This window comes from Brevundimonas sp. UBA7838, assembly GCF_002500885.1.
Classification (GTDB): domain Bacteria; phylum Pseudomonadota; class Alphaproteobacteria; order Caulobacterales; family Caulobacteraceae; genus Brevundimonas; species Brevundimonas vesicularis_C.
In genome coordinates this window covers 17,176-40,323 of sequence record NZ_DLTK01000064.1, presented here as the reverse complement: position 1 = coordinate 40,323, position 23,148 = coordinate 17,176, and the positions used below count along the sequence as shown (strand labels likewise).

The 23,148-nt window shown below is 64.9% G+C and carries 23 protein-coding genes; 10 read left to right on the top strand and 13 right to left on the bottom strand.

From position 1 onward, the window contains the following. From B3T77_RS04955 to B3T77_RS04940, 4 genes are all read right to left on the bottom strand, one after another. Positions 1 to 1,133, bottom strand: a 1,133-nt coding sequence (locus B3T77_RS04955; protein ID WP_292077794.1) for a copper resistance system multicopper oxidase, incomplete at its 3' end; no start/stop codon positions are given. Positions 1,134 to 1,273: 140 nt separating this feature from the next. Beyond that, positions 1,274 to 1,822 carry an RNA polymerase sigma factor gene (locus B3T77_RS04950; protein WP_292077791.1) on the bottom strand — a complete coding sequence of 183 codons (549 nt, stop codon included), beginning with the start codon at positions 1,820 to 1,822 and terminating at the stop codon, positions 1,274 to 1,276. Between the two features lie 9 nt (positions 1,823 to 1,831). After that, entirely contained in the window at positions 1,832 to 2,272 is a 441-nt protein-coding gene (locus tag B3T77_RS04945) for a Spy/CpxP family protein refolding chaperone (RefSeq protein WP_185224715.1), read from the bottom strand. Continuing rightward, on the bottom strand, positions 2,269 to 2,547 hold the full coding sequence (locus B3T77_RS04940; RefSeq protein WP_045811507.1) for a hypothetical protein: 279 nt from the start codon (positions 2,545 to 2,547) through the stop codon (positions 2,269 to 2,271). Before B3T77_RS04940 ends, B3T77_RS04945 begins: the two co-directional genes overlap by 4 nt. Before the next feature lie 190 nt (positions 2,548 to 2,737). Here B3T77_RS04940 and B3T77_RS04935 point away from each other — a divergent pair, with 190 nt between their 5' ends. Genes B3T77_RS04935 through B3T77_RS04925 form a run of 3 tightly spaced genes read left to right on the top strand, consistent with a single transcriptional unit; the run spans position 2,738 to position 4,843 of the window. Continuing rightward, positions 2,738 to 3,829 (top strand): acyltransferase family protein, encoded by a 1,092-nt coding sequence (locus B3T77_RS04935; protein WP_292077787.1) that lies wholly within the window; start codon positions 2,738 to 2,740, stop codon positions 3,827 to 3,829. Next, positions 3,826 to 4,302, top strand: coding sequence for a DUF411 domain-containing protein (locus B3T77_RS04930; protein WP_084375403.1), 477 nt, complete (start codon positions 3,826 to 3,828; stop codon positions 4,300 to 4,302). The genes B3T77_RS04935 and B3T77_RS04930 overlap by 4 nt, the downstream gene beginning before the upstream one ends. A gap of 49 nt (positions 4,303 to 4,351) precedes the next feature. After that, a complete protein-coding gene (locus tag B3T77_RS04925; protein WP_185224717.1) occupies positions 4,352 to 4,843 on the top strand; it encodes a YybH family protein in 492 nt (163 codons plus the stop codon). A 98-nt stretch (positions 4,844 to 4,941) separates the two neighbouring features. On the opposite strand, the gene B3T77_RS04920 is transcribed toward B3T77_RS04925, so the two are convergent. The 6 genes from B3T77_RS04920 to B3T77_RS04895 form a co-directional block, all read right to left on the bottom strand. Continuing rightward, positions 4,942 to 5,088: a hypothetical protein gene (locus tag B3T77_RS04920; RefSeq protein ID WP_185224718.1), complete on the bottom strand. Its 147-nt coding sequence runs from the start codon at positions 5,086 to 5,088 to the stop codon at positions 4,942 to 4,944. Between the two features lie 48 nt (positions 5,089 to 5,136). Further along, a complete protein-coding gene (locus B3T77_RS04915) occupies positions 5,137 to 5,469 on the bottom strand; it encodes a hypothetical protein (RefSeq protein WP_191558025.1) in 333 nt (110 codons plus the stop codon). Between the two features lie 62 nt (positions 5,470 to 5,531). Further along, the gene (gene copD / locus B3T77_RS04910; protein ID WP_292077777.1) at positions 5,532 to 6,446 is read right to left on the bottom strand and encodes a copper homeostasis membrane protein CopD; all 915 of its coding nucleotides are present in this window, start codon (positions 6,444 to 6,446) and stop codon (positions 5,532 to 5,534) included. Positions 6,447 to 6,450: 4 nt separating this feature from the next. After that, on the bottom strand, positions 6,451 to 6,813 hold the full coding sequence (copC, locus tag B3T77_RS04905) for a copper homeostasis periplasmic binding protein CopC (protein ID WP_165117293.1): 363 nt from the start codon (positions 6,811 to 6,813) through the stop codon (positions 6,451 to 6,453). A gap of 117 nt (positions 6,814 to 6,930) precedes the next feature. After that, entirely contained in the window at positions 6,931 to 7,521 is a 591-nt protein-coding gene (locus B3T77_RS04900) for a DUF305 domain-containing protein (RefSeq protein WP_292077774.1), read from the bottom strand. Between the two features lie 51 nt (positions 7,522 to 7,572). Next, positions 7,573 to 9,927: a heavy metal translocating P-type ATPase gene (locus B3T77_RS04895; protein ID WP_185224721.1), complete on the bottom strand. Its 2,355-nt coding sequence runs from the start codon at positions 9,925 to 9,927 to the stop codon at positions 7,573 to 7,575. A 178-nt stretch (positions 9,928 to 10,105) separates the two neighbouring features. On the opposite strand from B3T77_RS04895, the gene B3T77_RS04890 reads away from it, so the two are divergent. From B3T77_RS04890 to B3T77_RS04880, 3 genes are all read left to right on the top strand, one after another. Then, on the top strand, positions 10,106 to 10,306 hold the full coding sequence (locus tag B3T77_RS04890; protein ID WP_008264328.1) for a metal-sensitive transcriptional regulator: 201 nt from the start codon (positions 10,106 to 10,108) through the stop codon (positions 10,304 to 10,306). Between the two features lie 58 nt (positions 10,307 to 10,364). Continuing rightward, positions 10,365 to 10,790 carry a DUF305 domain-containing protein gene (locus B3T77_RS04885; RefSeq protein WP_292077770.1) on the top strand — a complete coding sequence of 142 codons (426 nt, stop codon included), beginning with the start codon at positions 10,365 to 10,367 and terminating at the stop codon, positions 10,788 to 10,790. Positions 10,791 to 11,584: 794 nt separating this feature from the next. Beyond that, positions 11,585 to 14,446 (top strand): TonB-dependent receptor, encoded by a 2,862-nt coding sequence (locus B3T77_RS04880; protein ID WP_091746043.1) that lies wholly within the window; start codon positions 11,585 to 11,587, stop codon positions 14,444 to 14,446. A 109-nt stretch (positions 14,447 to 14,555) separates the two neighbouring features. Here B3T77_RS04880 and B3T77_RS04875 read toward each other — a convergent pair whose 3' ends face one another. After that, a complete protein-coding gene (locus tag B3T77_RS04875; RefSeq protein ID WP_292077765.1) occupies positions 14,556 to 16,808 on the bottom strand; it encodes a glycoside hydrolase family 88 protein in 2,253 nt (750 codons plus the stop codon). A 168-nt stretch (positions 16,809 to 16,976) separates the two neighbouring features. Between B3T77_RS04875 and B3T77_RS04870 the strand changes: the two genes are divergently transcribed. The 4 genes from B3T77_RS04870 (at position 16,977) to B3T77_RS04855 (ending at position 21,624) form a co-directional block, all read left to right on the top strand. Further along, the gene (locus B3T77_RS04870; protein ID WP_284878412.1) at positions 16,977 to 18,374 is read left to right on the top strand and encodes a glycoside hydrolase family 28 protein; all 1,398 of its coding nucleotides are present in this window, start codon (positions 16,977 to 16,979) and stop codon (positions 18,372 to 18,374) included. 29 nt (positions 18,375 to 18,403) lie between these two features. After that, positions 18,404 to 19,711, top strand: coding sequence for a pectate lyase (pelA, locus tag B3T77_RS04865; protein WP_292077760.1), 1,308 nt, complete (start codon positions 18,404 to 18,406; stop codon positions 19,709 to 19,711). Positions 19,712 to 19,894: 183 nt separating this feature from the next. Beyond that, positions 19,895 to 20,320, top strand: a complete 426-nt coding sequence (locus B3T77_RS04860; RefSeq protein WP_066551114.1) for a DUF2231 domain-containing protein — start codon at positions 19,895 to 19,897, stop codon at positions 20,318 to 20,320. 38 nt (positions 20,321 to 20,358) lie between these two features. After that, entirely contained in the window at positions 20,359 to 21,624 is a 1,266-nt protein-coding gene (locus B3T77_RS04855; protein ID WP_422653011.1) for a PQQ-dependent sugar dehydrogenase, read from the top strand. A 124-nt stretch (positions 21,625 to 21,748) separates the two neighbouring features. On the opposite strand, the gene B3T77_RS04850 is transcribed toward B3T77_RS04855, so the two are convergent. Both B3T77_RS04850 and B3T77_RS04845 read right to left on the bottom strand, forming a co-directional pair. Further along, entirely contained in the window at positions 21,749 to 22,090 is a 342-nt protein-coding gene (locus tag B3T77_RS04850; protein WP_292077757.1) for a TonB family protein, read from the bottom strand. A gap of 110 nt (positions 22,091 to 22,200) precedes the next feature. After that, on the bottom strand, positions 22,201 to 23,076 hold the full coding sequence (locus B3T77_RS04845) for a LysR family transcriptional regulator (RefSeq protein WP_292077755.1): 876 nt from the start codon (positions 23,074 to 23,076) through the stop codon (positions 22,201 to 22,203). Positions 23,077 to 23,148 lie beyond the last annotated feature (72 nt).

Here is a 23,148-nt window from a genome sequence, read left to right as displayed (position 1 = left end):
CCGTGATCCATTCCGCCCATGCCCATGTCGCGCATGGTCAGATTGGGAACCTCGCGCAGCGGCGGAACCTCGGCGGTCATGCCCAGGCGGGGAGCCAGGGTCGCCCGTCCCATGCCGGAGCGGTCGATGGCTTCGGAGACGATGGTGTAGGCTCGGTCATCGGTCGGCCGGACGATGACGTCATAGGTCTCGGCCACCGAAATCTGGAACTCATCGGTCTCGACCGGGCGGACGTTCTCGCCGTCGGCCTGGACCACGGTCATCGGCAGGCCGGGAATGCGGATGTTGAAGATCGACATGGCCGAAGCGTTGATGATGCGCAGCCGCACCCGCTCGCCGGGCCGGAACAGGCCGGTCCAATTCTCCTGCGGACCGTGGCCGTTGATGAGATAGGTGTAGGTCGAGCCGTTGACGTCGAGGATGTCGCGAGGGTCCATCCGCATCTGGCCCCACATCCGCCGCTCCTCCAGGCTCATGCGGTCGCTGCCATCCAGGAGGCCCGCCAAGGTGGTGCGCTGCTGGTTGAAGTAGCCGGGGCTCTTCTTCAGTTTGTCGAGGATTTCGTGCGGATGCATGAAACTCCAGTCCGACAGGACCAGCACATGCTCGCGGTCGTAGGCGATGGGATCGGCGCCCGCCGGATCGATGACGATCGGACCGTAGTGCCCCATCGCCTCCTGAAGACCAGAGTGGCTGTGATACCAGAAGGTGCCCGACTGCTTGATCGGGAACTCATAGACGAAGGTCTCGCGGGCCTTGATGCCGGGAAAGCTGATGCCCGGCACGCCGTCCATCTGGAACGGCAGGAGCAAGCCGTGCCAGTGGATCGAGGTGTCCTCGTCCAGACCGTTGGTGACCGCTAGCCGGACATTCTGGCCCTCCCGCAGGCGCAGCAGCGGCGCCGGCAGAACGCCGTTGATGGTCACCGCATGGCCCGTGCGCCCCCCCACCGTGAAGGGCGAGTGGCCGACGGTCAGGTCGACGTTCGGTCCGGTCAGCGTCGGCAGGTCCGACCGCAGCCCCGCCGAACCCGTCTGCGCCCAGGCCGGAAGCAAGCCTTGCAGTCCCAGCAATCCACCGCCGATGGCGGCGCCCCGGAGAAGCGTTCGGCGATCAAGGCGAGCGGTCGACATCAGAGAAGTTTTCCTTGGTCGGCAAGTGAGCCGTTCGTTCAGATACGCATCTGAGCGGCGCATCCCTTGCGTCAGGTCGCCACAGTCTTCGAGATAACGCTCTTGCGCGCGCGCTCGGCACCGCGACGCCGAACCGGCGCTCAAGCCAAGGCGTCGACCAGCTTTTTTCGCGCGCGGGCGATCCGCGTTTCCACGGCCTTCGGCGTGATGCCCAATATGGATGCGACCTCCGCATGAGAGCGCCCTTCAAGCGTGGCCAACAGGAGTGGGGCCTTCAGGGCGTCGGGAAGCTCAGACAGCGCGTGTTGCAGGTCCTGGGCCCTGCGCTGATCGTCCAGCCTAGCTTCAGGCATGGGTGCGTCTTCCCCCACCGCCGTCGCCTCGGGAGCATCGAGCCCCATCACGCCGCGCACGACACGGCGAACGGAGCGCCGCCGGCTCCAGTCCCGACACTTGTTCAAGGCGATGGAACGCAGCCAGACATCGAAAGGCCGCGCCGGATCATATCGCCGCATGGCGAGCCACGCTGAGGCATAGGCTTCCTGAAGCACGTCATGCGCTTCAGCCTCGTCGCCGACGTAGCGGCGAATGAACCGGTAGAGGTCGGCCTTGGTGGCGGTCATCAAGGCAGTGAAAGCGGCCCGGTCTCCACCCGCCGCTCGGACCTCGATGCTGGCTTCAACCCCCACGCGCCGCGCTTAGCCGGCTTCGTAGCGTACGGCGTCGACGACGGCCGCGTCGAACACCTCGGCCTGTGCCGGGGTCAGAACGGATCGCATCTCGAACACATGGGTAATCGTCGCCTTTTGCAGATCGCCCATGGCGGTATGGAAGTGATCGACAGCCGCCTGGACCTGCGGCGTGTCCCCGTCGCTTGCGGCGATGGCGGCCGCGAGTTCGCGATTGGCGGCACGAACCTCCGCCTCCAGTGCCGGGCGACGCGCGGCGAAGCGGGCTTCAATGACGTCTAGACGGCGGTCCTGCTCCGCGCTGAGGTCGAGTTTTTCATGGACGACGCTGTGCAGGCTCGGCGGCTGGCGCTCGCGCATGATCCAGGTCGCGCTCGCCCAGGTCGCTGCCCCGCTGGCGAGCGCCGCCAAGATCGCCGTGGCGACGATCGACTTCCACGTCGCCCTCATCCCCAAACATCCAGGCTGGCCATAGGTGACAGGCCGGCTGACACCGTGAAGATACGCAGCTCTGAAGGCTCTGGCCGTGGGGTCATGAGCATCAGACCGCCGTTCGCACCGCCGACGACAAGGGCGATCGCCACGGCGGCGATCCGCACCTGACCCATTCGGGCGCGATCCCGGCGCTCGCCAATCCGGGACCAGACGGCGTCCTCCACGCCCGCAAGCCGTGAAGCGTCGCCGGGCGCAGCCGCTCCGATCAGTCTTTCGATGTCGTCAGTCATTGCGCACCTGCCTCACGCCCCCCCTCCATACGGGCCGGTTTGAGCTTCCCCTCATGAGGGGAAAGGTCCGGCCCCGCGTAGATACCAGAGAACGACCGGTATAGCCGTGTCGTCCAGGGGGATCGATGTGAGCGACAGGTCAGGCCCCGCCCGGGCTCCCTTCCCGGACGTGCTCGATCCCCTCACCAGCGTGAGGTTTTTCCTCGCGCTCGGCGTCGTGCTCTTCCATTTCCAGCTTTACTGGACCTTGCCTGCGGAGAGCGCGGGCCTGCTGAACCGCGCCCGGCTCGGCGTGGATGTCTTCTTCATCCTGTCGGGCTTCATCCTCGCGCACGTCTATCTGCAAGGGAACGGCGCGCCCGACTACAAGCGGTTTCTGGCAGCTCGGTTCGCCCGAATCTATCCGGCTCACCTGTTCATCCTCCTGGCCATGCTCGGGCTTGTATTGATCGCCCCGATGGTCGGCGTCGGTCTGGAGCCAGGCCGATTCAATCCCGCCGATTTCGCGGGCACTCTGCTGCTCGTTCAGGCCTGGTTTCCGCGCGAAACCATGGCGCTCTGGAACGGACCAGCCTGGTCGCTGTCTGCCGAATGGTTCGCCTATCTGTTCTTCCCGGCCTACGCTGCTGTCGCCCTCCGCCTGCGGTCGAGGCCGTGGGCTCTGATCGCACTCTCCGCGCTGCTGTTCGTCGCGCTTGACGCCTTTTACCGGACGCAGTTCGGGCGGGTCCTGCCACGGGCGGAGGACAGCCTGGGCATCCTGCGCATCATTCCCGAATTCCTCTACGGCATTGGCCTCTACTATCTCGGTCAGCGCTGGACGCCTTCGCCGCGAATGTCCCTCATGGGCGCCCTGGTCGCCACGACCCTGCTGCTGACGCTCATGCAGATCGGCGCCGACGACCGGGTCATCGTGGCGGCGGCCGGTCTCTTCATCCTGTCGCTCGCCCTGTTGGCCAAGGCTCCGGTCCGGACCTTCCTGTCTCACCCCGTCCTTCTGTTCGCCGGCGAAGCGTCGTTCGCCCTCTATCTCGTCCACATCCCCATCCTGATGGTGTGGCGCAATGCGGCGCAGGCGTTCTCCGGCTGGGGTGCGGACTATCGAATGGGCCTGGTCGAACTGGCCGCCATGCTTGTGTTGACGCTCGCCGCCGCGGCCGCCATCCATGTCTTCGTCGAGCAGCCTGGCCGACGGTGGTTGCGGGCGCGGCTGGCGCCGCAGCGCGCCGACCCTGTCGAGGCGCAGCGATCCGTCCACAGCGATCAGGGAGAACCCTTTTGAATCCCGCCAATCTGAACCGTCGTCTACTCATGGGCGCGGCCGTCTTCATCGGCATGGGCGGGTCCGCCTGCGCCCAGACCCGTCCGTCCAGAAACCTCACGGTCTTCAAGACGCCCACCTGCGCCTGCTGCGACGCCTGGATCGCGCACATGCGCCAGGCGGGCTTCACCACCACCATCACCGTCCTTCCAAGCCTTCAATCGGTCCGGAGCAGCCGGGGCATGCCGGACGCGCTCGCCTCCTGTCATACCGGTCTGATCGATGGCTATCTGGTCGAGGGTCATGTGCCGGCCCCGGACGTCATTCGACTGCTGACCGAGCGACCGGCGGCGGTGGGCGTCGCGGTCCCGGGCATGCCGCTCGGTTCGCCCGGCATGGAGACGCCGCAGGGGCGCAAGGAGCCCTACGACACTCTGCTGGTGCTTCGCTCGGGCGCGACCCGCGTGTTCGCCCGCCACAACCCGCCGGCCTGACGCAGATCGCGCTCAGCCCGTTCAGATCACCCACAATCCGGAGTTCGCCATGTCCCGCACCTCTCTCGCCCTCGTCCTGTCGCTCGCCGTGCTTTCGGCGACACCCGCCTTCGCCCAGGACCACGCCCACGTGCATGCCCAAGCCGCCGGCTCGGTCGCCGCGGAAGCTGCGGACGCGGCGGCGGCCGTCGACGCCTTTCACGTCGCCCTGAAGGCCGGCGACACGGCCGTCGCCCTGGCCCTGATGGCGCCGGATGTGATGATCTTCGAGGAGGGTGGCGCGGAGCGATCGCGCGACGAGTATGCGTCCCATCACCTGGGCTCGGACGCCGCCTTCGCCGCCGCCTCTGAAGCGACGGTGACGCGCAGATCGGGATGGGCCGACGGGGACATCGCCTGGATCACCAGCGAAGGCCGCACCACGGGCCAATTCAACGGCCGCGCCGTAGACCGCCTGACGACCGAAACCATGGTCCTCAAACGCCATGCCGACGGCTGGCGCATCCACCACATTCACTGGTCGTCGCGCGCGCCCGGCTGACGCTCAGGCCCGCGCCAGCGGGTCGCCGGCCCTGCGACGTCGGTGAGGAACATCGAGAAGACGCCCGCCCTCGCGGGCGGGCGTCCCCGATCATACGATCAGCAGCAGGTGCAGGCTTCCGCGCAGGCTGCGATAGCGTCGCAGCAAGCGCATACGGCCTGCGCCACGGCGTGCGGCGCGGCCGCGAAGGCGGCTGAACCGGAAGCCAGCAGCACCAGGGCTGCGAGGGTGAGCGTGCGTTTCATGGTTTTGATCTCTGTTTGATTGAATGAGTTCGGTCTTCTTCAACAGGATCAGCGTCGCGGGGGCGGGTCGTCCGCCTCCGCGGTGAAATCGGCATGCCGCGCATCAAGGGATGGATAGAGGACAGACGCATAGACCCGTGCGGGGGTGGGTTCACCGCCCTGAGGGACCAGGCCCTGGCAGATGGCCAGACACGCCTTATGGCACGAGATCCTGACGGTCTTCGGCTCGCAAGGGACGCCGTCGCCGCTCATCGACATGGACGCCATATCCTGATCGACCGGAGCTTCGCAGGCGATCGAAGCGGTGGACACGAACAGCACGGCAAACGCCGCTAGCAGCGCGGTCGTCAGTCGGACGAGGTCATGACGCAGGAACGGCATCGTCTGATCATACTTCAATGGCCGGCGGAGCGACGACCTCATTCAGATCATCGCGATCGCGGCTACAGAGACGCCGGGGGCGGTAGGGTTCCCATGACCGCCACGACGCCGATCAGGGCGAGTCCCAGACCCGTTTCGACCAACTGGCTGCGCCGGAGCGCGCTCATGGCGGCGAGGGAGGGTTGGCCCGTCTCCAGCGCAGAGCCCAGTGTCGGCGTCAGCCGGAACCGGTTGCTCGCCGCCAGCGCCAGCATCAAACCGAAGAGGACGAGCTTGGCGACCAGAAGCTGGCCGTAGAGGTTGCCCGCGATCGACGCCACGCGCTCGGGACCGATCAGGAACCAGCTGTTCACGAGACCGGTCAGCACCAGCAACAGGACCGCCAGCGTTCCCAGACCGGCGAAGCCATGCAGGGCGCGATGGATTGCACGATCGTCCGGACCGGCTCGGCGCAAAAGCAGGGCCGTCAACGCCGCCAGGGCGCCCAGCCACAAGGCCGCTGCCACCGCGTGAATGATGTTGGCGACGAGATGTATGGGCCCGCCAGGGCCCTCGGTGGCCGCGCCATGACCCGTCCACGCGAAGCTGGCGGCCACGATCAGACCCAAGGCGGCCGTCACGCTCCAGAGCGCGCGACCGGGTTTCAGGGCGACCAAGGCGACAAGCCCAAGCAAGGCGGCGGCGGCCCGCACGACCATCGCCATGCCCAGGGCCGTGCCGGTGACCATGAAGGACAGGGACGCGGGTTTGACGGCTTCGCTCAGCGACCCCGCCATGACGGCCGTCTGGGCCACCAGGGCGGCGAGCGAGCCGAGCGCGACGATGATCGCCGCGAGGCGCAATGTCGGTCGCGACCATTCCAGGTTCGGCGCGTCGGGGTCTTTGAAGCTGTAGAGAAGGAACAGCGGCGCGCCGAGAAGGACGACGCCGCCGGCGTATTGAAGCCAGCGAAGCGCGATGACCGCGACTTCCAGCACGGCGTCAGCGCACCGTGAAGGTGTAGGATCCCGTCATGCGGTGGCCGTCGCTCGACGCGATACGCCAGTCGACACGGTAGGCGCCGGCGGCCAGCGGGCGAGCCAGCGCGCCCGTGAGGGTCCTGCCGTCCTCGGCGACCGAGGTGCGGATCGCGATCTTCTCCCCCGCCGCATTGACGACGTCGAAGCCGGAAAAGGCGGGAACGCTGCGTTCGCTGAAGGTCAGGGTCAGCGTCCGGGTCGCGGCCACGGTGGAGTCGGGCGCCGGGGTGGCGCTGACCAGGCGAGCGTGGGCCGCCGCCGGTCCGGCGGCGAAGGCCACGACCGCCGCGACGGCGATGAAGGGCGCGGGGTTGAAGTAACGCATACTCAGTCTCCAGACGTTTGGCCGGTCCCGGCCTTCTGCTTCTCTACGCGCCACACGACCGCGTCCCTCATGAAGAGGAAGCGGGCGGCGGCTGAGGCCTTCCCCCGCACGCCGGGGTCAGCGGCGACGCTTCTCGAGGAGCGCCTGCATCTGGGCGATCTCCTCCTGTTGACCACGCACGATGCCGTCGCACAGGGCGATGATCTCCGGATCGGTCAGGGAGGCTTGCTCGCACATCAACACAGCCCCGGAATGGTGCGGGATCATCGATCGCAGGAATTCGTCGTCGCCAACGAACGCCTGGGTGCGCATGCCGACGAAGCTGCCGACGAAGATCACGACGGCGACCGCTCCAATGACCAGGTTCGTTTTGCGCGACGGGTACATGGACCGCATGAAGACGAGCATGAGGACCGCCATCGGCGCGACCATCATCAGGGTCATGTAGACGTTGTTCAGGTTGAGATAGAAGTGACCGAGCGTGGCGATCATCGTGTACATGACCAGGTACATGATGACGAAATCGAGCGCCAACTCGAGGTACAGGCTCCGATAAGGGCCGAGTCCACGAGCGTTGCCTTGCCCGCCGTGGTCCATCTGTTGATGAGACATCGTCCGTATCCTCTTCAGAAATTTCAGTTCGTCTTCGCCTGCCGCTGCGAATGCCTGGAGACTGCGGTCAGCGTCTAAATCAATCCGGCCCGTCACAGCCGGTTCCTCCCTTGGGTGGGTGGGCGGACTGGTGATTGCCTATCCTGGCTAAAGCCTCACCGCGCGCAGTCTCAGCGCATTGCCGATGACGCTGACCGAGGAGAGCGCCATTGCGAGCGCCGCAAGGGCAGGCGAGAGAAGCCAGCCGAAGACGGGATAAAGCAGGCCAGCCGCCACGGGGATGCCAAGGGCGTTGTAGCCGAAGGCGAAAACGAGGTTTTGGCGGATGTTGCCCATCACCGCGCGGGACAGACGCCGTGCGCGCACGATGCCTTGCAGATCTCCGCCCAGAAGGGTGACGCCGGCGCTTTCGATGGCGACGTCCGAACCCGCCCCCATAGCGACGCCGACATCGGCGGCGGCGAGGGCAGGGGCATCGTTGACGCCATCTCCCGCCATGGCGACGATCCGACCCTGCGAACGAAGCTGTTGTACTACAGACGCCTTGTCCTGCGGCAGAACCTCCGCCTGGACTTCGTCGATGCCGAGGCGACGCGCGACCGCTTCGGCCGTCGTCCGGTTGTCCCCGGTCATCATCACCAGCCGCAGACCGGCCGCTTTCAGCGCGAGGATCGCAGCCGGCGTGGTGGCCTTGATGGGATCGGCGATGCCGATGACCCCGGCCGCCTTTCCGTCGATAGCCACGAATATGGCGGTGGCGCCGTCGTGGCGAAGGGCCTCCGCCTTCGGCTCCAGCGCGGAGACGTCGATTGAAAGCTCGCCGAGAAAACGGGTGTTGCCCAGGGCGACCTGGCGGCCCTCAATCGTCCCGCGGACGCCGCGACCGACCGGGCTGTCGAAGTCCACGGCCTCGGTAAGGGGGATGTCCCGATCCTTGGCTGCCCGGACAATCGCGTCGGCCAACGGATGTTCGCTGCCCCGCTCGAGGCTGGCCGACAGACGCAGGATGTCCGCTTCCACGAAGCCCTGGGCTGGCAGGATCGCCGTCACCGACGGACGGCCCTCCGTCAGGGTGCCGGTCTTGTCCAGAACGAGGGTGTCGACTTTCTCGAAGCGTTCGAGCGCCTCGGCGTTCTTGATCAGGACGCCGGCGTGGGCGCCACGTCCCACCCCGACCATGATCGAGATCGGCGTGGCCAAACCCAACGCACAGGGACAGGCGATGATGAGCACCGAAACGGCGGCGACCAGGGCGTAGGACAAACGGGGCTCGGGACCGACCAGGCCCCAGACGACGGCGGCGAGCAGGGCGATCGCGATCACTGTGGGAACGAACCATCCGGAGACCGTATCGGCCAGCCGCTGGATCGGGGCGCGACTGCGCTGGGCCTGGGCCACCATCTGGACGATCTGCGCCAGCAGGGTGTCGGCGCCCACCTTGTCGGCGCGCATGATGAAGGATCCGGTCTTGTTGAGCGCGCCGGCCACGACGCGGTCGCCGACGTCCTTGGTCACCGGCATGGACTCGCCGGTCACCATGGATTCATCGACAGCGACCCGCCCCTCCAGGAGTTCGCCATCGACCGGGATCTTCTCTCCGGGCCGGACCCGCAGGCGGTCGCCGACGGCGATCTGGTCAAGCGAGACATCTTCATCGACGCCGTCCGCCCGGATTCGGCGGGCGGTCTTGGGCGTGAGGTCCAGCAGGGCGCGGATCGCGCCCGAGGTCTGTTCGCGGGCGCGCAGCTCCAGAATCTGGCCGACGAGGACCAGCACGGTGATAACCGCCGCCGCCTCGAAATACACCGGCGCGCTGCCGTCGGCCTTCAGGAAGGCGGGCGGGAACAGGGTTGGCGCGACGACGGCCACGACGCTGTAAAGCCATGCCACGCCGACCCCCATGGCGATCAGGGTGAACATATTCAGCCGACGGGTGCGCAGCGATGTCCAGCCGCGCTCGAAGAAGGGCCAGCCGCACCAGAGAACCACGGGGGTCGCCAAAGCGAACTGGATCCAGTTCGACATCTGGCCCGGGATGAACATGTGGAGATTGGCCAGATGTCCGCCCATTTCCAGGGCGAAGACCGGCAGGGTCAGGACCAGACCGACCCAAAAGCGTCTGGTGAAGTCGATCAGCTCGTGGTTGGGCGGGGCTTCCGCCGTGACCGTCTCCGGCTCAAGCGCCATGCCGCAGATCGGGCAGGAGCCTGGGCCTTCCTGCCGGATCTCGGGGTGCATCGGGCAGGTGTAGATGGCGCCGGGAACGGCCGGCTCGGCCTCCACGCGAGGGTTCAGGTAACGCATCGGATCGCCGATGAATTTGGTCCGGCACCCCGCCGAGCAGAAGAAATAGTCCTGACCGCCATGACTGGCTCGGTGAGCGGTAGTCGTCGGATCGACCGACATGCCGCAGACGGGATCCTTGACCGTAGCCGCGCCATCCGAGGCCTTCGCCCCGCAGCAGGCGTGACCCGAGGCATGATTGTGAGGATGCGTGGACATGTCGCTCTCTCCGGCTGACCGAAGGGCTCACATATACCCATGGGGGGGTATATCGCAAGATACCCGTCTGGGGTATATGGGGGTGCTCAGGAGGACAGGCCGCATGCAAACCGACACGAAACCCAAAGTCCTCAACAGGCTCAGTCGGATCGAAGGCCAGGTGCGGGGAATCTCCCGCATGGTTGAAGATGACCGGTATTGCGTCGACTTGCTGACGCAACTTCAGGCCGTTCGAGCCGCGCTCCATCGCGTGGAGACCGAAGTGCTACGGGATCACCTCGACCACTGCGTCATGGGCGCCATGACCGGCGACGATCCCGAGGATCGCAAGGCCAAGGCCGGCGAGCTGATCGAGCTCTTGGCGCGGGCCGGACGGTAGGGTCGGCGGAACGAATGGGCCCTCCTGGTCGCTAACGTCGGGACCCCAAGGAGCCGTCATGAAACGCATCAGCCTCGTCCTCGCCGCCTGCGCCTTGGCTACGGCCTGTTCCCCGCAAGCCGAAGAGCCCGCCGTAGCCACGCCTGAGGCCGCCGCAGCGGCAGACGCCCATGGCGGAATGGAGGGCGGCATGGCTGCGCCTGCGCCCGGCGACTCCGTCGCCACCCAAGGCTACAAGGCCTCGATGAACACGATGATGGAGGCGATGCCCGCCTTCACCGGGGACGCCGACATCGACTTCATGAAGCAGATGCGAGGTCACCACGTCGCCGCCGTCTCGGTGGCCCGTGTGGAGCTCGCGCAAGGCAAGGACGCCCAAGCGCGGGACCTGGCCCAGGAGGTGATCACGGCGCAGGAGCGCGAAATCACCCTGATCGACGCCTGGCTCGCCCAGAAGGGAGCGTCGGCGGCTCCCGCCGCCTGATCGCGAGATCAGCGCACCGCGTCCGACGACCAACGATGTGCGTAATCCGCCATCTGTCGTCCTCGTGGCGAAAGACCGATCGGCCAGTCCCGCCGTCCTCGAAAATCAGGACGCCGTCGGCCGCAAAGCCAGTGCGGCGTTTGCATCCCGGTCGTCGCGCGCGGCATGACACGCGTCGACGACGCTTGTCGCTATCGCCATACGATCGAGCCGGTAAGCTCGACGACGACCGTGCGGATGAGATACAGTGTACGTCCAAGTGATGGTGCACAGTGGCAAGGCGAACCGAACTCGTTGCATTGCAGCTCAGTGCTCAGAGAGTCCGATAGACCGCAAAAGATGACGAATTCACGCAGATGTTATTGCTTAGAATTTTCTGAATGTTTTCAGAATACTTCCCGTCTGTCGGTTGTTCAATCGGTCCGCCGGTTGATAAGCGAGAAAAAACCCCAAGCCGATCAGCGGCTTGGGGTAATTTGTGTAATCGAGTGGGAATAGGGCAGGGCGTCCTTTGGTTCTTTCAAGTGGCAGGTATTCCTCGAACCCGCACAATGCGCCGGCGTGCAGGTTGCAACTGCTTTCCCGCTTAACCCGCGCGTTTCGACGAGATTACAAATCCGCCGTCAGGATCGTCACCTGCTTGCGAGTCGCGGCCGAATATGACTAAACATGAATGACACCGGTAGCAGTCAGGCGGCCAACTCGCTTTGACACCGGTGTCTCCCGTCAGCAGCGGGAGGCGTGAACGGGGGCGTTCGATCCTTGAAGCGCACCACTTGGGAGGAGAAACTAGAATGATCCAACGCCACAAATTCGCGCGCCACGCCCTGGTCGCCACCGCGTCGCTGGGAGCCCTAGCTCTCGCCATGATGGCGCATGACGCCGCCGCCCAAACGGCCGAGGTCGCTGCGCCTCAGACGGATGACGCCGCCGAGGTCGATGACATCGTCGTCACGGGCTTCCGGGCCAGCCTTCAGAATTCCTTGAACATCAAACGCCGCGAAGCCGGCGTCGTCGACGCCATTTCTGCTGAGGACATCGCGGATTTCCCCGATACCAATCTGGCCGAGTCGATCCAGCGCATTCCCGGCGTCTCGATCGACCGCGATGCGGGCGAGGGCCGGTCGATCACCGTCCGCGGTCTGAGTTCGGAGTTCACCCGCACGCGGATCAACGGCATCGAGGCCCAGGCATCGACCGGCGCCACCGACTCGTCGGGCGGGGTGAATCGCGGTCGTGGCTTCGACTTCAACGTCTTCGCCTCAGAGCTCTTTAACAATATCACGGTGCGCAAGACCGCCTCGGCCGAGACGGAAGAGGGGTCGCTGGGGGCGACCGTCGATTTGCGCACCAGCCGTCCATTCGACAAGATGGGCTTCCAGGGCGCGCTGTCTGGCCAGTACGGCTACAACGATCTGTCGCAGGACTGGAGCCCGCGCTTCGCCGGTCTGATTTCGAACACCTGGGCGGATGACCAGATCGGCGCTCTGTTCTCGATCGCCTACAGCGAGCGCGACAGTCTGGAGGAAGGTTTCAGCTCGGTGCGCTGGGGACCTGCCAGCGCTGACGGCGGTTTCCAGAATGGCGCTGTCCTGCCGAACGCCGCGCGCACCTACCACCCTCGCATCCCGCGCTATGGCAGCCTGGAGCACAGCCAGGAACGTTTGGGCGCGACGCTGTCGGTGCAAGCCCGGCCCGGCAATGGTCCGACCCTGTTCACGATGGACATGCTGTACTCGAAGCTGGATTCGACGCGCAGCGAAAACTTCCTGCAAGCCTGGTCGCTCAGCCGTGGCGCCGATCAGGGCGGCAAGCCGCAGGTCGACATCATGAGCTTCGAGATCGATCCCGACACTGGCGAGATGATCTACGCCCAACTCGACGACATGGACATCCGCAGCGAGCAGCGGTTTGACGAGCTGGAAACCGAATTCAAGCAGATGACCTTCGGGGTCGAGCACGAGTTTTCGGATCGGCTGCGGTTCGACGGCCTGATCGGTCGCGCGGAATCCAGCTTCGCCAACCCGGTCCAGGTCAGCGCCATCATCGATCGCCAGAATGTCGATGGCTATTCCTATGATTTCCGTCAGAATCGCAATCTGCCGGCGATCAACTGGGGCTTCAATGTCGCCGACCCTACGCAGTGGAGTGTTGTCGGACCGACCGGCGCCCAGCCCCGCTCGGAGCTGCGCATCAGTTCGAACTTCCAGGAAAACGTCTACACGACGGGTGAGGCCAACTTCGCCTTCGACGTAAGCGATTGGCTCACACTGAAAGCGGGCGTCAGCCGCAAGGAATACGAGTCGAGCAGCCGCGCCTTCGCGCGCCCAAACAACGCCAACGGTTCGCCAGCGCTGCCGGCGGGCACGAGCATGGCTTCGGTCACCAATCTGCTGAGCGGGTTCGGTCGCAATCTCGATCTGCCGTCGGGCGCTGCGACCAGCTGGGTTCGGCCGGATCTAGCTGCGTTGCAAACAGTCTGGAACTACAACTGCAACTGCGACACGGGCGTAGCAGGCGGTGATTTCCGACTGATCGGCCTGAACGGCAATCCGTCCACCTATGGCAACTGGCGTGACGTGACCGAGACCGACACCGGCGCCTATGTGCAGGCCGACTGGGACACGGAAATCATGGGTGTGCCCTTCCGAGGCAACGTCGGCGTACGTCAGGTCAAGACCGAGGTCGACGCCTTGGGTTATTCGAATGTTGGTGGTGTTGCGACGCCGGTCCGGGGCGAGAACGAATATGACGACACCCTGCCGTCGCTAAACGTGTCGATCGAGCCGATGAAGGATCTGATCGTGCGCGTGGGCGCCGCCAAGGTCATGGCGCGACCGCCTGTCACCAGTCTGGTTCCGGTCTTCACGCTGAGCGCGGCCGGGGCGGCCACGAACACGGCCTCGCTGGGTAATGTCGAGCTGGAACCGTATCGGGCGACGACCTACGATCTGTCGGTTGAATATTACTTCGCGCCTGAAGCTCTGCTGTCCTTCGCCTACTTCTACAAGGACATCTCGACCTATGTGCAGACGACCACCGAACCGCTGTCTTACAGCCAACTGACGGCCTTGAACCCTGTGGCCTTCCCGGCGGGCGGTCGTCCTGCGGGCGACATCTATCAGTTCAGCACGCCCACCAACACGCCGGGCGGCCCGCTGAAAGGCTTCGAGATCAGCTATCAGCAGACCTTCTCCTTCCTGCCCAGCCTGCTGTCGAATATCGGTACGCAACTGAACTACACGCACGTTGAATCCGAGATTCAGTATTGCGTCACCGCAACCTGCGCGGCCTTTGTGACGGCGGATCTGGTCAACCTGTCGCCAAACGCCTGGAACGCAACGCTGTATTATGATGACGGCAAGTTCAATGCGCGTGTGTCGGCGGCCTATCGCGACACCTATTTCCAGAACGTGCCGGGTTCAAACGGCGCCACGGGTCTGATCCCGTATCAGGGCAAGACCGAAACTACGACGATCGACGCTTCAGCATCCTATAACCTGACCGATAACCTCAGTGTTTCTGTCGAGGGGCTGAATTTGACCGACGAAGCCAACCGTCAGAACCACGGCGACATCGGCCTGCCGCGTGACAGCACCTATGTCTATCACCACACTGGCCGCCAGGTTTACATTGGCGCGCGGTATCGCTTCTGATCCCAACAGATCGGCGAGATAAGACAGGCGGCGTCGGTATAACCGGCGCCGCCTTTCTTTTGACATCGGCCGAACTGCGCGACGCGGCGAGAGAATTTTCGCCTGCTGACTAGTTGCCTTGGCGGAAGTCGAACCTTTGGTTTGCGACGAAATCTTCCCAGGCGCTGCGCGTGGCGAAGTCCAGGCCGCGATCCCACGCCGATCCCATGTAGTAGGTGAACGACTGACCCGGCGTGACCCGCACCAGGATCAGATAGTTGTCGGCGTCTTCGGTGAAGCCTTCGACCGTTGCGGGATCAACCGCCAGAGCGATGCCGAGCGAGCCATGCTCGGGGTTTTCAGGCTCCCAGAACATCAGACGCCCGTGTGCGGCGTCGCGCGTGACGAAGCCTCGTCCGTTGTCGTTGCTGCGCTTCGAAATGCCGATCGCGACGATCAGCGGTGCGTCGGAGTTCGAGGTCAGAGTGGAAGTCATTCGCGTAAAGTTGGAGCCTAACGGAAGGCTGAACTCACGCCTTTCTGAAACCATGCGCACGACGTCGACAGGCCAAGGACGGTAGGTCACGCTAAACCGCGCCTCATCGCCGCCGGTTTTGTCGATCTGGTAGGTGGAGAAGTTGCGACTGGTCCAGAGCTTGTTGTCGTACCAGATGCCCAGACCCCCGGCGCCTCTGCCGCGTCCCACATCGTAATAATCCAGGCCTTCACCGCGATCGACGTGATAGTTCGGGAACTTCAACTGGCGGTCCATGAAGGGATAGCGGACACGTTTGGCCCACACATCGATGCCCGAGCCAGAGGGCGCCTCGCGCGCTTCAAGCGTGGGACCGTAAATGCGATGAGCGACGCGATCGTTTTCCCATAGCAGATCATCCAAACGATCCGGCGCGAAGCGGGCGACGGCGCGCGGTCGCTGCTGGTCTTCCGGCGGCGGCTCCAGCGGTTCGATGGTCGAGGGTCGATTCAGAGCGGATGGATCGTAGGAGAGCGCCGAGGTCGCACGCATTTCGGCGTCTCGGCGGCGTATTTCTTCGGCGCCGACGACCGTCACGGGGGCGGGCGGGACAGGTGTGGTCGCAGCGATCACTTCGGCCGTGTCGCGCGTGGGTTCCGCCAATGGCAGAGAGCGAACTGGGTCATTCAGCGACGCGACTTCCAGCCCAGCCAGAATATAGGTTCCTGAAGCATAGAGGCCGACGTCTTCAGGGTCTGTCGACACGGGCTGATCGCCGGTCTTCTGCGCCGCGCCCATCAGGCCTTTCGCAAGGACATGGCGGTTCAGGCCGGCCCAACCCTTCAACACATGCGGCAGGTAGGTGTCGCGATCCAAAAGGCCGTGATTGATCCCCCAGGCCAGGGCGTAGACATAGAAGACCGAACCTGAGGTTTCAGCCTCGGGATAGGCTTCGGGGTCCAGAAGGCTGGCGCGCCACAGTCCGTCCTCTTGCTGGAGACCTGCGATCCTGCCGGCAATCTTCTGGAAGAGGTCGACATAGAAGGCGCGCCCGGCGAAATCGACAGGCACGGACTCCAGCCATCGTACCAAACCGCCCATGACCCAGCCATTGGCCCGCGACCAGTAGATGCGGTCGCCGTCGGCGTCACGAAGGTTCTCGTCCTTGAACCGTTCGTCGCGCAGAAAGAGTTTTTCGTCCTCCACCCACAGCCGCGCCGCTGTGCGTCGCCATTCCTTGTCTGCGGCGGTCAGATATTTCGGATCGCCCGTGATCGCGGTCATCCGGGCGAAGACCGGGGGCGCCATATAGAGGGCGTCGGCCCACCACCAGACCACCGCGGTTGTGTCTTCCGCCCTGGCCAGATAGGGGACCTGCCAATCCAGCCGCTGACGCAGCGGCATCAGCACGCCCTCCTGTCCACGACGCGCGTAGAGTTCTTCGTAGAGATCGCCGATCGCGATATCGTCGGCGTTCAGCATCGTCTTGCCCGAGCGTGCGCCGCGCACACTGTAGTTGTAGTGATCGGCCACAGAGCTCAAAAAGCGCAGCGTTCTCCTGTCGTCCGAGACGCGCGCAAGCCGCGAAGCGCCGACGTAAAAGGTGGCTGCGACCCAGTTCGAGGACATCTGCGTCAGGTTGCTGCCCGTCGATAAGGCGAGCGGCTCGGCGGCCATGGCCGCGATTTGCGAGGAGGCGACATATTCGACAGCCGCCATGGTGCTCTCGCGAGACGGCACGCCTGCCACGTCGGTGTATAGGGCGGGGCGGTCGCGTTGAGCCAGCCATTCAGCCTCGACGCCCGGCGGCAAGGCTGCGACCGTTTGCGCTAGAACGGGGCCGGACATGGCGGCCGAGCTCATCAGAACTGCAATCATGCCAAGGCAGGGTCGGGTTGGCAGGGCCATGTTTTCCTCCGGCGCTGCTCCGGGCGGCGCATGATGGTTGGTGGCCCACTTCGACGGCGAGCCGCAACGTAACCGGTGTCAATTTCTGACGATCAGCTATCAGTATCTCTTGTCAGCCTTATATCGTCCACTATTGTGAGACGAAAGAACAGAATGTGGGAAATATAGATGCGCGCCAATCGCCGCACGCTTCTGCAACTGGGTGTCGTCAGCGCCTTGACGCAAGCGACGCCGGCGTTTGCACAGTCGAGCCGTTCGCGCGCCTTCGACGCGTCCGACTATGGCGCGGTGGGCGACGGGATCACCATCAACACGCGTCCTGTCCAGGCCGCCATCGACGCAGCGGCAGGGCAGGGCGGAGGGGTCGTGGTCCTGAAGCCCGGTCTGTATCTGTCAGGTTCGCTATTCGTAAAGTCGGGGGTGACCCTGTCGATTGAACGCGGCGCCACTCTGCGCGGCGTTCAGGATCTGGCCGCTTATCCGATGGTTCGCACGCGTGTTGCGGGCGTTGAGATGAACTGGCCCGCCGGCTTGCTGAATGTCTATCAGCAACAGAACGCCAAGATCACGGGGGAGGGTCTGGTCGATGGCGACGGCAAGGTTTTCTGGGACGCCTATTGGGCGCTGCGCCGCGATTATGATCCGCGCGACCTGCGATGGGCGGCTGACTACGACTGCCGCCGTCCGCGGTTGGTCCACGTTTACGACTCACAGCAGGTCGAGGTTTCCGGTCTGAATCTGGCGCGATCGGGCTTCTGGACCGTCCACGTCTGCTATTCGCGGGACGTGAACGTCGCCGACCTGATCATCAGGAATAACATCGGCGGACGCGGCCCTTCGACGGACGGCATCGATATCGACTCATCGGAGCGGGTGTTGGTCGAGAGATGCGACCTGTCGGTCAACGACGACGCGATCTGCATCAAGGCCGGACGCGACTGGGACGGGCTGCGGGTAGCCCGGCCGTGCCGTCAGGTGAAGATTCGCGACTGCATCGTCCGTGACGCCCTGGCCGGGATGACCTTCGGATCGGAGACATCTGGCGGATTTGACGACATCGAAGTCTCTGGGCTGAGGATCGAGTATCCGGTACCGCTGGGGATCTTCTTCAAATCAGGCCACACACGCGGCGGCGTGATCTCCAACATCCGCCTGCGCGACATCCATCTGCAGGACGTGCGCACATTGATGCAGGTCAACCTGAACTGGTACCCAAACTACAGCTACGCCCAGATCCCGGACGGCATCGCGGACGTGCCGGATTACTGGCGAGCGCTCGCCACGCCCGTGCCGCGCGAACAGGGCATTCCCCGTATCCACGATGTTCGCCTGTCGAACATCAAGGCCGTCGGCGGCAAAGTCGGATTCGCCGCCGCCGCCTATCCCGAAGCGCCGCTGAAAGACTTCATTTTCGAACGGTTGGACTGGGATGTGCAGGATGCGGGCGCCATCGCCAATGCCGAGAACTGGCGCTTCCGCGACTGCAACATCGACACCCTGGACGGCCAAGGCCCTAAGGTGACCGAGTCGTCCGGCGTCACAGGCCTTCGATCCAGACAAGCATGAAAAACCAAAAAGTTGTGGGAGTTAGCGCGATGAAAATCCTTTCCGCCTGTTCGATGCTGGCATTTGGCGCGGTCGCGCTTGTGGGGGGCCTCTCCGGCGCCGCCCAGGCAGAAGTTCTGCGGCTGAACACCCCGGCGGTGGGCCTGACCAGCGATAGGATCGGCGCCTTGCCCGACGCGGAGCGTGGTCCGTGGGCCGAGTATCTGGCACGCTCTCAAGCCCAGCATCGGGCGGACCGCGCTGCGCTCGCGGCCGAGCTTCCCGCTGGAGTTGCTCCGCCGCCGCCGCCCAAGGCCGTCGGACCCGCCCACTACAACATGCCGCTGGACCGGCCTGCCGAATGGTACGCCACAGCCGACGCCCGGGCCGTCGCGGATGCGATCGTCAGTTTCCAGACACCCGCCGGCGGATGGAGCAAAAACCAGGATCGCAGCATCGCGCGCCTGCCGGGTCAGCGGTTCTCCAACGATGCCGAAACCATGGAGCAGAACCCGGCGAACTTCGATGCGCCGGCGGATCGCTTCTGGACCTTCGTCGGCACGTTGGACAACGAGGCGACGTGGTCGGAAATGCGTTTCCTGGCCAAGGTCGCCGCCCACGCGCCCGGACGCGACGGCGACGCCTGGCGGGCCCGCGTCATCCGAGGCGTGCGCTATCTGCTGAATGCGCAGTATCCCAATGGCGGCTGGCCTCAGATCTGGCCGCTCGAAGGCGGCTTCCACGACTCAATCACCTTCAACGACAATGCGGTGGCGAACGCGGCCATGCTGCTTCGTGATGTCGCCCATGGCGCTGAGGGCTTCGACTTCGTGCCGGCTGAGCTGGAGACACGGGCGGCCGAGGCGACCCGGAAGGCGATCGACGTGATCCTCGCGGCACAGGTGCGTCAGGGGGATCGACTGCTGGGCTGGCCGCAGCAGGTCGAGCCCATGCGACTGGTTCCAACCAGCGCTCGGAACTACGAGCCGCGATCCATCGCAAGCGGCGAAACAACCGATATCCTGATCTTCCTGATGGGCGAGGAGAACCCGTCGCCGGAGATCAAGGCCGCCGTTCGCGGCGCAGCCGAATGGCTTCGGGCGGTGCGTGTCTATGACAAGTCATTCGAAATGACCGACGACGGACGCAAGCTGATCGACAAGGCCGGTGCGGGTCCGATCTGGTCCCGCAACTACGATCTGGTGACCGGGCGTCCGATCTTCGGCGACAAGGATCAGACCGTCCACGACGACGTCAATGAAATCTCTGTCGGAAGGCGCAACGGCTATTCCTGGTGGATTTCATCGCCGCAGAAGGCGCTGGACCTCTACGCCGAATGGTCCAATCGGGCCGGGTGAATCCGGGACGCTGATCGGCATTGTCGACGCGGTCTGGCGGCGCGTCTGCAACATTGGTTTGTGAGCCACTAACGGTGAGAACACGCCCCTGGCTCCGGCGCTATTGGGTCAGCAAGGCGAAAGCCGGTGAACCATTTTCCGTTCAGACGGTTAGCCAAGCCAGACTTTACGGAGAGGGCTGGCATGAGCACCCATGGACTGAAGGATGCGGTCGTTCGACCGTTGCATTGGCTATTGCTGGCGTTTCCGATCGCGCTGTTCACCTTCGCCCTGTTCACCGACATCGCCTATCTGAAGACGGCAGAGGTCCAGTGGACGAACTTCTCGGCCTGGCTGATCACTGGAGCGCTGGTGTTCGGCGGTCTCGCTGGCCTGTTTTCGATCTTTGATTTCGTCGTCGGCCTGCGCCACGGGCGGTCACGGCGGGCGACGGTGCATCTGGTCGCGCTCGCGCTGGCCTGGGTGCTGGGTCTGGTGAACGCCTTCAAACACAGCCAGGACGCCTGGAGCTCTGTCGGAGCATTCGGTCTGATCCTGTCGATCCTCTGCACAATCCTGGTCCTGGTCGCCGGCTGGACCGCCTATGCCGCGCGGGAGAGCGTCCGATGAACAAGAACCTGCTCGCCGCCAGCGCCGCCACCCTGGCCATGGCCCTGACGGTCGCATCTTGCGGCAACGCCAGCGATCCGAAACTGAATCAGACCGGCGCGACGCCCGACCTGCCCAAAGTCAACGAAACGCTTGTGCCGCCGATGAAGATCAGCCCGCCGGCAGGCTGGAACGGCGAGACGCCGACGGTGCCGCAGGGCTTTACGATCAGCGCCTTCGCCACGGATCTCAAAATTCCGCGTCAGATGCTGGTCCTGCCTAACGGCGACGTCCTGATCGCCGAGGGGCGCGGCGGCCATGCGCCCGCCATGCGGCCCAAGGATGTGATCGCCGGCGTCATCAAGAAGCAGGGCAATACCAAGATCAAAGGCGGCAACCGCATCACCCTGGTGCGTGACGCGAACAACGACGGTACGCCCGAACTGCGGACCGTTCTGGTGGACAACCTCGATGCGCCCTACGGCTTGGCCTATATCGACGGCTATCTCTATGTCGCCGAACAGGGTGCGCTGGTTCGCTTCGCCTTCCAGCCGGGCCAGACCGGCATCGCCACGCCCGCCGAGCGGGTGACGGAGCTGCCGTCGCGGATCAACCACCACTGGACCAAGTCCCTGACCGCCAGCGCGGACGGGTCGAAGCTGTATGTCGGGACCGGCTCGAACTCGAATATTGGCGAGCGCGGCATGGCGGTCGAGGAAGAGCGCGCCACGGTATGGGAAATCGACCGGGCGACCGGCGCACGGCGCACGGTCGCCACCGGCATTCGCAATCCGACGGCGCTGGCCATCGAGCCCACGACCAATCTGTTGTGGTCGGTCGTCAATGAGCGGGACGAACTGGGGCCGCAACTGGTCCCGGACTATCTGACCCAGGTGCGGGACGGGGCCTTCTACGGCTGGCCCTACAGCTACTGGGGCCAGAACCGAGATCCGCGCGTGATGCCGCAGAACCCCGAGATGGTCGCCAAGGCCATTCGGCCGGACTACGCCCTGGGATCGCACGTCGCCGCCCTGGGCCTGGACTTCGCCCGCAATGGCGGCTTCGGCGGGTCGTTCGCCAATGGCGCCTTCATCGGCATGCACGGCAGTTGGAACCGCCAGGATCCGTCCGGCTACAAGGTCGTCTGGGTGCCGTTCAACGCCGGCCGTCCGGCGGGGCAGCCAGTCGATTTCGCCACCGGCTTCCTGAAAGACGGCAAGGCGCGCGGGCGTCCTGTCGGCGTCGCGTTCGATGGGAACAAGCGTGTGCTGTTCGTCGCCGACGACCTGTCGAACACGGTGTGGCGCATCGCGCCTGCGCGATAGGCCGGCTTTTTCCCTCGCCCGGCAAGGGCGAGGGAAGTCGCTATTGTCCTCGACACATAGCTGAATAAGAAAAATCCCCGGCTGCGAGCAACCGGGGACTTTTCATACGGGGCTGAGCTGTGGCCTACGGCGTGAAGTCGATGGTGCGTTCGAAGGGGGCGTCGACAGGGCGGCCGCGATCCATGATCGGCGTGACCTCGGCGCCATTCATTAGGGCCAAGGCGGCTTCGCCAAAGCCCATGCCCGGGCGGCTTTCTTCCAGCACGACGCAGTCGGTGACGTGGCCCGACGCCAAGGCGGTGCAACGTAGCCGCACGCTGAAGCGGCCGGTGCTCTCGGCCTTGGGCGCGACGGCGCGTTCGATGGCGGGTTGAGGCGCGCTGTACATGGCCGCGTCCTTGAGCAGCGGTCCGGTCGGGGCGCCCAGCAGGGCCGTCATCAATGTCAGGCTGAAGGTCAGTGTCATGGCAGGCCTCGTTCGTCTTCTATTAAGATTTGAACGAGACCTCCGTTCCCCGAACTTTCAAAAACGCGCGGGTGTGTGCGGCGCACCACACTTCGATTTCTCTGCCGAAGTCAGAATGGCCGCAAGCTGGACTTTTGTTCTTGGCACAGGGTCTTCAGCCACGAACGCACGGTGCGCAGACGCGCGGTGTCGTGGACGTCGCGGTGGGTGGCTAGCCAGAAGCGACGTTCGATCAGGATCGACGGCAGCACGCGCACCAGACCCTCGGCCAGGAAGCACGGCAGGACGCCGACGCCGCCCCCGGCGGCGATGATCTCCCGCTGCGCCCGGATCGAAGACGAGGCGACGTGGGGCGCGAGCCCCGGCTGGACCTCGTCAAGATAGCGCAACTCCGGTGCATAGATCAGATCGTCGATATAGCCGACGATGTCGAAGCGGCTCAGGTCGTCGACAGTCTTCGGAACGCCGTTGCGGTGAAGGTGATCGGGCGAGGCGTAGAGGGCCAGCTGATACGGCGTCAGCGGCTCGACGATCAGGCGTGCGGCGTGCGGCGCCGCCAAGGTGATCGCCATGTCGACCTCTCGGCGCGTCGGCGACAGGAAGCCGGAGGTGGCCGCCAGTTCGATCCTTAGACCCGGATGGGCCAGACGCAGCGCGGGCAGGGCGGGGGCCATCAGCGTGACGCCAAACCCCTCGGACGCGCTGACGCGCACCACACCGGCGGGCGCGTCGGGCTGGGTCACGCGGCCGGCAGCCTCCATCGCGCTTTCGGCCTCCAGACCGATATCGAGCAGTTGGGCGCCGGCGGCGGTCAGCTGAAGCCCGGTGGTCGAGCGGACAACCAAGGTGGATTTCAGCGCGCTTTCCAGCCGGGCGACCCGACGCCCGACCGTGGCGGCATCGACGCCCAACCGCTGCGCCGCGCCGCCCAGCGAGCCTGCGCGCGCCGCGGCGATGAAGATGCGCAGATCGTCCCAGTCGTACATGGCCGTCTAGCTATCTTGCAAAAACGCAGAATGTTGCCTGCAACTTTGCATTATAGACCGGCGCGCAGGGGT